Source organism: Microcoleus sp. S13_C5, from assembly GCF_036700845.1.
GTDB lineage: Bacteria > Cyanobacteriota > Cyanobacteriia > Cyanobacteriales > Microcoleaceae > Microcoleus.
Genome location: NZ_JAUBPR010000005.1, coordinates 58,914 through 71,997 on the forward strand (window position 1 = coordinate 58,914; position 13,084 = coordinate 71,997).

12 protein-coding genes are annotated in these 13,084 nt (G+C 46.6%); 5 read left to right on the forward strand and 7 right to left on the reverse strand.

Annotated elements, in window-relative coordinates; genetic code table 11:
• Positions 1-7: 7 nt before the first annotated feature.
• The 3 genes from cutA to QUA04_RS02795 form a co-directional block, all read right to left on the reverse strand.
• Positions 8-328, reverse strand: a complete 321-nt coding sequence (gene cutA / locus QUA04_RS02785) for a divalent-cation tolerance protein CutA (RefSeq protein WP_333253540.1) — start codon at positions 326-328, stop codon at positions 8-10.
• 51 nt (positions 329-379) lie between these two features.
• Positions 380-1,276 carry a pentapeptide repeat-containing protein gene (locus QUA04_RS02790; RefSeq protein ID WP_333253542.1) on the reverse strand — a complete coding sequence of 299 codons (897 nt, stop codon included), beginning with the start codon at positions 1,274-1,276 and terminating at the stop codon, positions 380-382.
• 253 nt (positions 1,277-1,529) lie between these two features.
• Complete coding sequence (locus tag QUA04_RS02795) at positions 1,530-4,040, reverse strand: VIT domain-containing protein (RefSeq protein WP_333253544.1); 2,511 nt, start codon at positions 4,038-4,040, stop codon at positions 1,530-1,532.
• Positions 4,041-4,383: 343 nt separating this feature from the next.
• On the opposite strand from QUA04_RS02795, the gene QUA04_RS02800 reads away from it, so the two are divergent.
• The 3 genes from QUA04_RS02800 (at position 4,384) to QUA04_RS02810 (ending at position 7,991) form a co-directional block, all read left to right on the forward strand.
• Positions 4,384-5,328, forward strand: coding sequence for an Rpn family recombination-promoting nuclease/putative transposase (locus QUA04_RS02800; RefSeq protein ID WP_333253546.1), 945 nt, complete (start codon positions 4,384-4,386; stop codon positions 5,326-5,328).
• A gap of 105 nt (positions 5,329-5,433) precedes the next feature.
• On the forward strand, positions 5,434-7,092 hold the full coding sequence (locus QUA04_RS02805) for a CTP synthase (RefSeq protein ID WP_333253548.1): 1,659 nt from the start codon (positions 5,434-5,436) through the stop codon (positions 7,090-7,092).
• Positions 7,093-7,568: 476 nt separating this feature from the next.
• The gene (locus tag QUA04_RS02810; RefSeq protein WP_333253550.1) at positions 7,569-7,991 is read left to right on the forward strand and encodes a hypothetical protein; all 423 of its coding nucleotides are present in this window, start codon (positions 7,569-7,571) and stop codon (positions 7,989-7,991) included.
• A 181-nt stretch (positions 7,992-8,172) separates the two neighbouring features.
• Here QUA04_RS02810 and QUA04_RS02815 read toward each other — a convergent pair whose 3' ends face one another.
• The 4 genes from QUA04_RS02815 to QUA04_RS02830 form a co-directional block, all read right to left on the reverse strand.
• Positions 8,173-9,060: an ROK family protein gene (locus tag QUA04_RS02815; protein WP_333253552.1), complete on the reverse strand. Its 888-nt coding sequence runs from the start codon at positions 9,058-9,060 to the stop codon at positions 8,173-8,175.
• Between the two features lie 224 nt (positions 9,061-9,284).
• Positions 9,285-9,992: a tetratricopeptide repeat protein gene (locus tag QUA04_RS02820; RefSeq protein ID WP_333253554.1), complete on the reverse strand. Its 708-nt coding sequence runs from the start codon at positions 9,990-9,992 to the stop codon at positions 9,285-9,287.
• Positions 9,993-10,148: 156 nt separating this feature from the next.
• Complete coding sequence (locus tag QUA04_RS02825; RefSeq protein ID WP_333253556.1) at positions 10,149-11,372, reverse strand: murein transglycosylase A; 1,224 nt, start codon at positions 11,370-11,372, stop codon at positions 10,149-10,151.
• On the reverse strand, positions 11,365-11,622 hold the full coding sequence (locus tag QUA04_RS02830; protein WP_172192361.1) for a hypothetical protein: 258 nt from the start codon (positions 11,620-11,622) through the stop codon (positions 11,365-11,367). The genes QUA04_RS02825 and QUA04_RS02830 overlap by 8 nt, the downstream gene beginning before the upstream one ends.
• Before the next feature lie 344 nt (positions 11,623-11,966).
• Here QUA04_RS02830 and QUA04_RS02835 point away from each other — a divergent pair, with 344 nt between their 5' ends.
• Together QUA04_RS02835 and QUA04_RS02840 are read left to right on the forward strand one after the other, a co-directional pair.
• Positions 11,967-12,095: a hypothetical protein gene (locus tag QUA04_RS02835; protein ID WP_333200623.1), complete on the forward strand. Its 129-nt coding sequence runs from the start codon at positions 11,967-11,969 to the stop codon at positions 12,093-12,095.
• A gap of 91 nt (positions 12,096-12,186) precedes the next feature.
• Complete coding sequence (locus QUA04_RS02840) at positions 12,187-12,426, forward strand: hypothetical protein (RefSeq protein WP_333253557.1); 240 nt, start codon at positions 12,187-12,189, stop codon at positions 12,424-12,426.
• Positions 12,427-13,084 lie beyond the last annotated feature (658 nt).

Here is a 13,084-nt window from a genome sequence, read left to right on the forward strand (position 1 = left end):
GTCTTGACTACAAATTTAAAGATTGTCCCAGCCAATTCAGATAAGCATGGCTGCCAGCGATAATAGGAATAGCAATAATTTCGGGAACTTCATAGGAATGGAGTTCCTGAACTTTTGTTTTTAAAGCCTCAAACTTAGCCAAATCAGTTTTAACCACCAACTGCCACTCTGACTCGGCATGAATCTCACCTTGCCAAGTATAAATAGAGCGAATTGGCGACAAACTCACACAAGCAGCCAGCTTGTGTTCAACTAGAGTTTTAGCAATATTTTCCGCCTCCGCCTCCGATGCAGCAGTTACCAGCACCACCCCAAAATTAATTGTCATAGTCATCAGTCAACAGTGAACAGTCATCAGTCAACAGTCATCAATCAACAATCAACCGTTAATCTCATTAACTTCCCAAGAATTGACTCTGCCCGCCCCAGCTAAGGAAAAATAGCGCCTAGTAGAATCCGGCAAAATAGCTCCCGCCAACAAAGCATTATCTAAATTAGCTCCTATTAACGTCGCCTCGCTCAAATCTGCTGCAATCAAATCTGCTTGACACAGCTTTGCCCAATTCAGATTTGCCCCTCTCAAACAACTTCCCCTCAACTTAGCCCCGGTTAAGTTTGCACCCGCCAACTTCACCCCACGCAACTGAGCCGCGCTGAAATTCGCCCCCGCCAAATTCGAGCCTTCCAAATTAGCTCCCATTAGTTTAGCTTCGCTCACGTTAACGCCGCTTAAATCTACACCGCAGAGATTCACCCCTGTCAACTGCGCTCGCCGCAAACTGACTCCTGTTAATTGAGCTCCAAAAAGTTTTGCACTGTTGAGCTTTGCACCATAAAGGTTTGCCCATTTAAAATTAGCTGCCGTCAGATTTGCGCCCAGCAAGTTAACTAATTGCAAGTCGGCGCTGCACAAATTGGCATTCCACAACACAGCACCCCGCAGGTTGGCGCCAGTTAAAGTTGCGCCACTTAACTTTGCTCTCGGCAATTTCGCTTTTACCAAAAAAGCTCCGCTGAGATTAGCTTTTGTCAAATCTGCACCTGAGAGTTGGGTTTCACCCATTTTGGCAAAGCTCAGATTTGTTCTTTGTAGCAGTGCACCTTTGAGTGTTGCTTTGGTGAGAAACGCCCTGCTGAGGTTAGCGCCGGAAAGATTAGCTCGGGAAAGGTTGACTCCGATTAAGATTGCTCCGCTGAGGTTTTTCCCGCTGAGGTCGGCTCCAGTAAAATCTCTTTGTCCTTTTTCGTAATTGTTGAGCAGTTCACTAACTTCCATAGGGCATCATACCTTCTATGATTGTGGGGTTTCGATCCAGAAATCTTTACTGTTAAGGTTGTTTCAGAAAGGAAACTGTTTTAGAAAGGAAACTGTTTTAGCGTTTGCCTCAAACGGTATAAATTTCAATAACATCACTTTCTGTTTAAAGGCAATCTCTTAATAAAGATTTTATATCTTCCACGCGGTAGCGATCCCGCTTTCGGTATTTTTGAATTAAAAGTTAATGTTTCTTGACATAGATAGTCATTCCTTAAGGATCGACCGTAATTCGCAACTTGAGGCGCAGCGTGCCCTTGAATCCTGCAGGGGGTTGCCAGGAACTCAAGGCCCTCTTGAGAGTCTCTACGGCGTCTGTTGCTTGCAGCGTCGAGGTTTGAGGGTCGATCGCCAATCGGGCAACGCGGCCGTCTTGTACCGATAACTCCCACACGGTTTCACCGCTAACCCCCGCCGGGAGATTAACAGATTGCAGGTATTGAGTCAAAGCGGCGATCGCCCCGGCATCCAACCCTTCGGCGCTAACTACTTGGAGGCGAGAAGCCAAAGGCTTCGGGCGTTGCAACTCACCGTAACCTTGCTGCGGCGCCATAGCAGGAGCTGGACTCACTGGTGCCGAGTTGCGAGTGGAGGTAACCCTGCCAGAGCCACCTCTAGTTTGCTCAGCGCCCTCGGACTCAAAAATACCTTCATAGCTGACACCCTGTGGCAATTCCACAGGCACTTGCACTCGACGACGAGTTCCATCGGGTTCGACTCGCACTTCTTCGCTCACAGCCACAAAAGCCGTGTATTCCGAAAGCAAGCGATAAGTCAGAGCAGTATTAGTCACAGCTTCCACCAGAGATTTAGTCTCCCCACCAAACATTTGATTCATTAAATCTTTAATGCGCGATCGCCCCCAAAGTTGAGCTAACGCCGGATTGCCAAAATCCGTAGCGCCTGCTGCGACTGAAGTGGACTCTCGCTGCCGCCCGCCGGATTGAGCAAAATTAACAGGTAAAACTTGCTCGTAAGCTTTGCCACCTGCAAGAGTGCCGCGGATGCGAAGTTGGCCGTTAGCTCGATCGGTCTTTTTGCCAAACAAAACCAGCGGCTGACTCGCAAACAAATCTGGGGGCGCGATCGGATAAATCTCCGGTTTTTCCCCCATTCCTTCCCAACTAATTTGAATATTAGTCAATACCGGACGATTAATTTCACGAAAAAACTTTTCTGCCGCTTCTGCTGACTGTTCATCTTGACGAATTACTTGAGACGTGCCTCTTCCCACTTCCGCCAAACGGTTAATCAAAAACCGATTCACCGAACCGCCGACACCAAAACTATAAAGTCGATTTCCCGGTTTCAGACTCCCCTGAACCCGTGCTAGCACTTCATTTTCGTTGCCAATGTAACCGTCCGTAATTAATACAATACTCCGCAGCCTTCCCGTAGCCGCCGCCGGAAAATTCATCACTGCTTGAATACCGTTAAGCAGTTCAGTACCACCGTTAGCCTGCAACTTGTCAATATAATTAATTGCGCTTTGTCGATTTTCTGCTGTATTCGCTAAAGGAGTAGTTGAAAGCGCTTTCGTAGTGTTGGCAAAATCAATAATAGTAAAAGTATCGTTGGGATTGAGCCCTTGAATGAAGCGGCGCATCAACTCCTTAGATTTTGCCAGCGGTTCGCCCTGTTGAGAACCAGAAGTATCCATCAGAAACACGACATCTTTAGGTACAATTTCATTTGTTTTGTAGTTTAAAGCCGGAATCAAATAAGTAGCAAAATGACCGCCCCGCTTGTCGGCTTGAGTCAAAATAGTTGCCCGAGTATTTTCGCCCGCGACTCGATAGCGCAGAATTAAATCTTTATTGGGAATTGTGTCTGAATTGGCTAATTGGACTTGCACAATATTGCCGCTGCGGTGAGTTGTAATTTGATGGGAAGTAGAGCGGACATCACCGATCGCAACTCCGGCATCTATTTCTACCGAAACAGCAATATTGTGGCCCGATCGTGTTCCCGGAGGCAAAACAGGCGGGTTAATGCGATCGGCACCAGAACTATAGCCCCCCCTTGCTAAAGGGGGGTTGGGGGGGATCGTATTTCCCGAAATATAGCGCGGCCCTACCACCATTGGAAACACAAATTCGTAATCGCCGCCGGCAAACTTGAGACTTTCGGTGTAGCGAATCGTAACTTCAATTTTTTCTCCCGGTTTGATATTAGCGAGAGACTGAGTAAAAATATTGTCGCGTTCTTGTTCCAACAAACCAGCAGTCCTGCCTTGCTTTCTGGCTTGTTCGTAAATTTCCAAAGCTTCCTCGCGGCGTTTGATATCAGCTTTAATAATTCGTGAGCCTATTTTAATTTCCATATCGTCCACCGCCGCTTCGTCGGGCAAAGGAAATACATAAACAGCTTCTATAGATTCTGGAAAAGGATTTTCAAACTTCTGAACAACTTCGACGCGGGAGATATTGCCAGCTATTTTGGCTTTAACTTCAGTCTGCTTGAGAGGAAAGACTTGTTCTGGGGTCGTATTTTGAGCTTTGACGAACAAACCGCCGACTGGACACCGATTTTCTGGCGATCGTCCGCCATTGCAATTAACATCGTTACTAGCGAGGATTTTCGGCGACACAGACGAATAATTTTTCCCAGGATCTTTTGCCCGCGCTGCATTGGGAGCAAGCCACGCGCCACACTCGATCGCAGCGAGCAATGCGATACCAGCAGAAAGCAACCGTTGAGGGGATAGAACGCAGACAAACTTCATAGCTGTTGTTTTTAGCAGGCTTGAGGTGCTTTGCTTATCATGACTTTACGATTGCCGAAACGTTCCTGAGTTAGCTTTTTGGGAAAAATGACTGAGCGCGTAGGGCTGATTTTAGATTTGAGATTTGAGATTTTAGATTGGCTCGCCTAGGGGCGGACTGGGCGCTGGAACTTTTGTCGAAGCCATGATTGCTCAGGGCGACTGCTGTCGGCCGCTTGATCCGTATTTGGGTGAGGTCGGTTGGGGCGATCGTCCGCGAACCCAATCTACAAGATTGTATAATAGTTAAATAATTAAATAACTCTAACCTCAACCTCTCAACTTCTAATAAATTTAAATTGCCATGAATTTTATTAACCCCAAAACCGACTTTGCCTTTAAAAAAATCTTCGGGTCTGCTGAAAGTAAGGACATTTTGATTAGTTTCTTGAATGCCATGCTCTACGAAGCACAGCCAGTCATCGAAGATTTAGAAATTATAGATCCCTATTTAGCTCCCAAAATCAAAGGAGTCAAAGATACTTACTTGGATGTCAAAGCTAAGATTGATGGCAACAAAACTGTAATTATTGAAATGCAAGTATTGAATGTAGAGTCATTCGAGAAGCGGATTTTATACAATGCCACTAAAGCTTATTCAATGCAGCTAACCACAGGAAGCCGCTACAGCTTGTTAAACCCTGTGATTGCTCTGACGATTACAGATTTTCCAATGTTTGAGGATATGGAAACAGTGATTTCGCGCTTTGTTTTCAAAGAAAAAAGTTTTTCAACCGAATATCTAGCTGATGAATTTGAACTTGTATTTGTTGAGTTGCCCAAATTTGACAAGACATTACAGGAGTTAGAAACGCTGACAGATAAGTGGATATATTTTATGAAAACTGCTCAAATTTTACGGTCAGTTCCCGAAGAGTTGGGAAATGTGCCGGAACTCCGACAGGCTTTTGCAATTGCGAATGAAGCGAATCTCGCTCCTGATGAATTAGAAGATTTAGAAAGGCGAGAAATTTTTATTCAAGACCAACGCGGTGCAATTACCAAAGCTACCAGAATCGGGAGAGAACAAGGCATCGAACAAGGCATCGAACAAGGCATCAAACAAGGAAAGTTGGAGTTAGTTATGCGGCTGTTGGAGCGCCGTGTCGGCCCGTTGTCGCCGGAGATCCCAACTCGCATCAGTCAGTTATCCGCTGAGCAATTAGAGAATTTAGGAGAGGCCGTCTTAGAGTTGGCCAGTGTGTCAGATTTGACAACTTGGTTGCAAGCACATAACAATCGTCAATGATAGGTCAAATGGGTGTAGGGGCAATCCCCCGTGGTTGCCCTTATGGATTACCTATGTCACATTTGAGTCTGACCTGACATTGAAACATCTAAAGTCGAAAATCCTATGAGCAAATTTGTGTTTGTGACTGGCGGCGTGGTTTCCAGTATCGGCAAGGGAATTGTCGGTGCTTCCTTGGGCCGCCTATTAAAGTCGCGGGACTATTCTGTCTCGATTTTGAAGCTAGACCCCTATATTAACGTTGACCCCGGCACTCTGAGCCCGTTTCAGCACGGAGAAGTCTTTGTCACGCAAGACGGTGCGGAAACTGACCTGGATTTGGGGCACTACGAGCGTTTTACCGATACTTCCATGTCTCGCCTCAATAGCGTCACCACGGGTTCCATTTATCAAGCGGTGATCAACAAAGAACGTCGCGGTGAGTATCAGGGGAGCACGGTGCAGGTGATTCCACACATCACTAACGAGATTAAAGAGCGAATTCACCGGGTAGCCAAAAATACTAATCCCGATGTCGTGATTACGGAAATCGGCGGAACGGTGGGAGATATTGAATCTTTGCCGTTTTTGGAGGCAATTCGCCAGTTTCGCAAGGATGTCGGCCGGCAAAATGTTGTGTATATGCACGTCACGCTGATACCTTGGATTCCTTCGGCTGGGGAGATGAAAACTAAACCGACTCAGCATTCGGTGAAGGAATTGCGGTCGATCGGCATTCAACCAGATATTTTAGTCTGTCGGTGCGATCGGCCGCTGTCTTTGGGCATGAAACAGAAATTGTCGGAATTCTGCAACGTCCCTGAAGAATGTGTCATCACCGCTCAAGATGCTAAAAGTATCTACGAAGTGCCGCTGATGATGGAACAGGAGGGTTTAGCGGAACAAACGATCAATTTGCTGCAACTCGAACATCGCCAGCCAGATTTGCATCAGTGGCAAACTTTAGTCAACAGGCTTTACAGTCCCAATCACAAAATTGATATTGCTTTAGTTGGCAAATACGTGCGGTTAAACGATGCTTATCTTTCGGTGGTCGAAGCTTTGCGACACGCGGCAATTGCGATCGGCTGCGACCTGAATTTGCACTGGATTAACTCAGAAGATTTAGAATCGGGAAACCTCGATAATTATCTCAAAGATATCAACGGCATTCTTGTACCGGGAGGTTTTGGGGTTCGGGGAGTTGACGGCAAAATAGCGGCGATCGAATATGCCAAACACCATAAAATACCCTTTTTGGGATTGTGTTTGGGGATGCAGTGTGCTGTGATTGAATGGGCGCGCCACATCGCCCAACTAAAAGATGCCAACAGCGCTGAATTTGACCCGGATACATCAAATCCGGTAATTAATTTATTGCCAGAACAGCAAGATGTAGTTGATTTGGGCGGTACAATGCGACTGGGTTTGTATCCGTGCCGTGTCAACCCAGACACGCTAGCTTTCAAACTTTATCAGAAAGAAGTGATTTACGAGCGGCATCGCCATCGGTACGAATTTAACAACGCCTACCGCAATCTTTTCTTAGAATCAGGTTATGCAGTCTCCGGTACATCTCCAGACGGCCGCTTGGTAGAAATGATCGAATTTCCCAATCATCCCTTTTTTATAGCCTGCCAATTTCACCCCGAATTCCAATCTCGACCTAGCACCCCCCACCCATTGTTTCAAGGGTTTATCCAGGCCGCTAGCATCCAAGGAAAGCAGGATGTTTTAGAAGATGAGGGCCGGGACTTGGTTGCCGGGAAAGTTGCAGCAAACTGATCTCATCTCCTGTGCGATCGATTAGTTCTGATATATTAGAGGTCTGTAGGGGCGGTTCAGAATAGACAATATTCAAATCGCCCAGACAATCGACATTACAAAACCCGCCCAACAGACCAATAAGATTTGATAGGGGTCGCACTTACCGGACTAGATATCGGGCAGCATTCTCAACGAGTGAAAAACCTTCCCCCCACCCCTATGCTAGGGCTGGGGGGCTAGTACCACAAGGGAGAAGGCAGAAGGCAGAAGGCAGAAGGCAGAAGGCAGAAGGTAAAAATGCTGATATTTTTACTTAACTTTTTACGGATTTCAAGGCTGATACCAGTTTCCCAAAAAAATGCAACTTTAGGCAACTTCCCAACCCAGATAGTCATCAGTCATGCCCAATCTAAAATCTACAATCTAAAATCTAAAATGGTAGGAGTTGTCAAACTATCCTAAAATACCAAGAAACACAGGTTTGAGGAGGCTTTGTGGCTTATTGGAGCAAAATTACTTATGAGAAAAGTACATACATAATTGACCTTGACACTATAAGTGCTTTTTCTAGCGAACTGGATAACAAGCGTCTCACCTTTTGGCTGCCTAATAGCAGTCAGCCGATTATCCTCAATCCCCAAGGCAATTATGAGGCTTACAAGCAAGTTCTCGATTACCTCAAAAAAACCATCGATCGCAATTCTAGAGGTTCGTGGATTAAAATTCATTATGACCGCAAAGAATTTGCGATCGATATGAGTCGAATTAGCTCTTTTGCTTGCGAACAAAACGGTCGGCTAAGCTTTTGCCTGCCTGACAGCGCAACTAATATTGTTATCCTCCGCCAAAGCAACCCGGAAACTTATCAACAAATTCAGGAATACATAAAAAATACGACTGGACAATCTCTGCCATGAAGCAGTCATTAGTCCTTAGTCCTTAGTCCTTAGTTAGAAGCATGAACAATGAAGAATGAAGGAGACTATGTTTAGTAACTCCTCACATTCATTTTATTTTTTTACCTAAAATGCTTAGGTTGCATCCTAATTTTAGATATGAAAAAAGCGCCGTAAAATGCGCTGAATTTTTAAATTTTAACTATTGAACAAGCTGCCAAGCTAATTTGGCCGCACCTACTATGCCTGCTTGATTGCCCAATTCAGCAACCAATAACTGCAAATCTTCGCGAGAAGTCGGCAACACCCGCCGCTCAATTTCTTCTCGAACCTTCGGCAAGAAAAATTCTGCACCTGCACTAATTCCACCGCCGATAATAACAGCTTCCGGCGTCAAAATATAAATGAGACTTGCCAAACCGATACCCAGATAGCGCCCGTAATTTTGCCAGAATTCTAAAGCTTTGGCATCTCCCGACTTAGCTATATTTGCTAATTCTAGCGGTTCCAAACCCGTTTCTCGGCGAATTGCTTGCACCGAAACGTACTGTTCTAAAGAACCGCGATTGCCGCTGTTGCACTCCGGGCCGTCGGGGTTTATAGTAATCAATCCTAGTTCTCCTGCCGCCCCTTGATGGCCTACAAATAGTTTGCCGTTTAGGATAACTGCACCGCCGACTCCTGTACCTAAAGTTATTAAAATTAGGTCTTTAAAGTGCCTTCCTGCGCCCAACCAAGCTTCTCCCAATCCGGCACAGTTGGCATCATTCGCTAACATGGTCGGCAGTCCGGTTTTATCTTCCACCCAGTCAGCTAGGGGGACGTTATGCCAGTTTTTGAGGTTAATTGCTACTCTCGCTATGCGGCCGGCGGCGTCTGCGGGGCCTGGAGTGCCGATGCCGATCGCGCTTACAGCATTTTCGACCGGATTCAGTTGTAAAATAGCATCGGTCATTGTAGCTAAAACGGCTTCTGGCGTTGCGGGTTGAGGAGTTGGGACAGTTAAGGATTGATAACAAATGCCGTCTTCGCCGAATCGGCCGAGTTTAATTGCGGTTCCGCCTAAGTCAATGCCGATTACTTGTGTCATTCGATGTGGGTTTGGGATGTAATAATTTGGGACTAATTTTAATAGTATAAACCTATTGTATGTGCGCCTAACACACCTTACAAATTAAGTGGGTAGTGAGGACTGAAGTCCTCCAACTTCTCTTTTAAATGTATGATAATTAGCCAGGAAAACTGGCATTACTTATTAATAGTATCATGTCGCTCGCAATACCTAGCAAAAATTATGGAGACAAGCGAGTCCGCCTATTTAATTTCGCCTAACTTACGTTGCGCTACCTCTCGGTTGTGCAAAGCATCGTGATAGTCTGGTTTGAGAGCAATTGCCTGATTATAAGATGCGATCGCCTCTTCAAATCTTCCTAAATTATACTGCTCATTCCCTCGATCACACCACGCCTCAGCATCTACATTAACTTCAGATTCTTCCTCCGCAGCAGCCTCTGCGCCTGTGCGGTTCACTTCCCCAGAAAAACCCAAACCATCCCCAACAAACACCGCCTCAATCACCCTCCCCTTTGTATCCTCCTCCTCAACCTCCGGCAGCGGGAACCGTGTCAATATTTCCCGCCCAATTTGCCTCGCAACCTCTGACAATTCCCCGCTGCCAACTCTACCTAACAAAACCAGCCGCTGCGCCAATTCCTGAAGCGATGCCACCGCCTCCGTAGCAGCGGTGTCATCATGTGCGCCCTCTAACAATCTTTGCCCAAACCGTCGCAACCAAGCCACCAATTCACCATCTTTAAGGCGTTTTGCGATTAAGAATCCCGCTACATCACCGCGACTCCAACCGGCATTCACCCCTTCCAGGATTTCCATGAATTTCGACTCGTATTCCGCGTCAGTTAGGGTGGGGCGGATGGCGGTATTCCCCGGCGGGGTGGGTGGGGTTGGGGTTCCGAATATTCGCTGAAATAGTCGTTTGAAGAAGTGCAGAATTTTGTTTAGCATTTGTGGAGTTTGGAGGGGAGGGGTATTTTCTATTTTATAGCAATTCTGAAAAGTAGGATTAAATATAGATTGTCGGCGATAATATCTGTAGGGACACGGCCGTGCCGTGTCCGGGATTGCAACGCACAGCAAACAATCACATCAAGTAGAATTAATCTACTTTAAAAGCGGATAATACAGTTCTCCTGTCGAGTTGATAAAACCGGCCCTCTCGCCCGCTAAATCCCCCGTTCCCATAAATACGTCAACTCTCCCCGCGCCTTTGATTGCACCGCCGGTATCCTGATCCACAACGTAGCGATTTACCGCATTTTGTTCGAGTTGTCCCGCCGCATTCGGATAAGGGAGTTTTGTACTAATTAATGCTAGTGCACCGGGCGGCATTAAAGCTTTGTCCGTGGCGATCGACCTTTCGGCAGTTACTGGCACTCCAATGCTTCCTGTGGCTGGAACTCCATTAGTATCCCGGAAGAATACAAAGCTTTCATTTTTCGGCAAATACTTGTTCATCTCTGCCGGAAAATTAGTAAAATATTCCTTGAGTTTAGGCAAATTTAACTCTTCTAAAGTAAATTTTCCGTCTTTAACTAATTCTCTTCCAACTCCTGTATAACTGTGACTGGTTTTGCCTGCAAAACCGACTGTCATGACGCTACCATCTGTTAGCTGCAATCTGGCAGAACCTTGGACGTGCACGAGAAATGCTTGGAAGCGATCGCGCAACCAAACTAATTCTAATCCTCGCAGCAATCCTTTACTTCCCTGCAAAGCATCTTCGCCTTCTAATTGCAATCTTGTCGGGTGAGGTTTGGGCCAAGATGCCATGTTTGGCGGCATCCGGTACAGGGGATAACGGTATTCGGAATTCGGGGTGCGAGATGCTGCGTAAGTCGGCTCGAAATAACCTGTAAATGCGACTGTTCCTTTGCCATCTTTGCCCGTAGATTTGTAAAATACAAACTCGCGCTTGACCGATTCCTGAAGTTGTGATGGGGTGGTGGAACTGACAACTAATTGGCGGAATCGATCAAGGGAACGGCGGACTCGATCGCGCGTAACTCCTGCTACCGGATAGCGGCTGTAAGCAGTGGCGGCGGCCGATGTATCGAGATAGCGGAGGCTGTTGTCGAGCGACTTTAACAGCAATTCTTTATCGCCCGGTTTGCCATTTTCGCCCCAGATTTGAGCGTCAAAGGCGAGATCATCCGACTCGCCAGCTTGCAATTGATTTAGACTAATTGGTTGCAGTGGCGGGGCTGCAACGGCGGGCACGGAAAAAGCGATCGCCAAAACGCAACAGGCGATCGCTAATAGCTGATAGCGAAAAATCTTGCTCAATTTCCAATCTTCCCTACTCAATTGATTATTTTCCTTATTCATCGTATCGTTCGACGCTAGAAGTAAATATCGGTTCTACGCGAATTGCGAGAACGCTGGTAGGCCGAACTACCATGTATTCGCCTTGAATATTTTTAATCGGGACGTTAAGAAATTCTCTTGAATCTTGTTTCGGCACCAGCGTACTGCTGTACCACTTTTGAAAATCTTGCAGCGTTGCGAAACGCACTTCTTCGCGGTGGCCGCCCTCAAGCAGCAGGTGCACGGAATATTCGCTGGGAGTTCTAGGCATAGGAGATGGAGAGAGTTGTTGGAGGACAATCTAAAATCTAAAATCTAAAATTGATGTGGTTGCCCTCAAGCAGCAGGTGCAAGGAATATTCGCACTTGTGTTCTAGGCATATCTGTATTTTAGTTTTTTGATTTTAAGCTTTTGGAACGATTCCATATTTTACATCTTCCTCGGCGCATTCCCTCATCTAGTAGGTTGGGTTGAGGGAGGGGGAGAGACTGGAAGAAGCGGAGGGTGGGAGTGACCGGAGAGTTGTTGCAGGAAAATCTCAATCTAAAATCTAAAATCTAAAATCGATTGACGGCGGCCCCCATCTGCGGCTACGCTGTGAAATTAAGGCTGCTTTGCTCGAAGAGGAAGCAGCCCGCGTCGCTCAAAAATCTAGTTGCACTGCCCAAAGCTGCTACCAACAGCAATGGACAGCTAACCGCCAAACTGATAGCAGCAGTCTGGAGGCTAATGGAGAATTTTAACACTCTCTGTAGCCGCCCTGCTCGGTGTTAACGTGCGGGGCGGCTGGGTTTTTGGGTTTTCCTAGAAAACCAAAAACCAGGAGACCATATTATGTCACAGGAATTCGTGCCTGACGATAACTTTTCCGATCGTCCAAATGACACCTCAGCAGTATCCGAACAGGAAGTAGTGCGGATCACTGTTGTCGGTTCCCGCGCAGCCGTGTTAGAAACCATCCACACCTTGTACCGACTGGGATTTGCCGCCGTCGGGGATTGGAGCCCGCCGCAGCGAGGTGCAAAGCTGGGAGAAGTGATTAGTGTACTCATTCGCCGATCGCGCAAAGCCTAAAAATTGGATTAAATACGGTAGGGACACGACACCGTGCCTTTCGTCGTGTCAACAAACACGTTAAACCCGCAGTCCGACAGGGGTTGAAACCCCTGCCTCAAAACTCAAGTCCTCGCTATGAGGACTCAGAAGAAGACTTTTAAACTCATTAGTCCTCTTGAGAGGACTTTAGCTATTAAACAGGGAATTCATTCCCTGGCGGACTGACGGGCGGGTGGGAGGGCGGACGATGGGCTTAAGTTGACACGCTTTGGACACGACATTGCCGTGTCCTCCATCGCCGCGGCTACATGGCTGGATATGTGATTGTCACATCCTCGGAGGGCGATGGCGTCGGGCCCCGCAAGCTACGGGAAATTTCATCATCCAACCCGGTTAATTCTACCCGTTCCCCACAGTCAGGACAGGCCTTGGTCTAAGTCTCTACAATAATTAATCAGGCGGAATACAGGGATTGTGTATTTTAGAACACGATTTGACCGCAACACTTAAAATAGTCTTGATTTACCGATCGACTGCACCCTTTTCTCATCAATATTTCTGGTTAGCTGGGGGTGTCTGTCAGCCGGAGTTGCGAGGTTCGGCTTCCAAAAGGCTGATAATGGTGCACAATTTCAAATTAACAACAAAACTTGCACTATTTTGAGTAAGCTTTGGG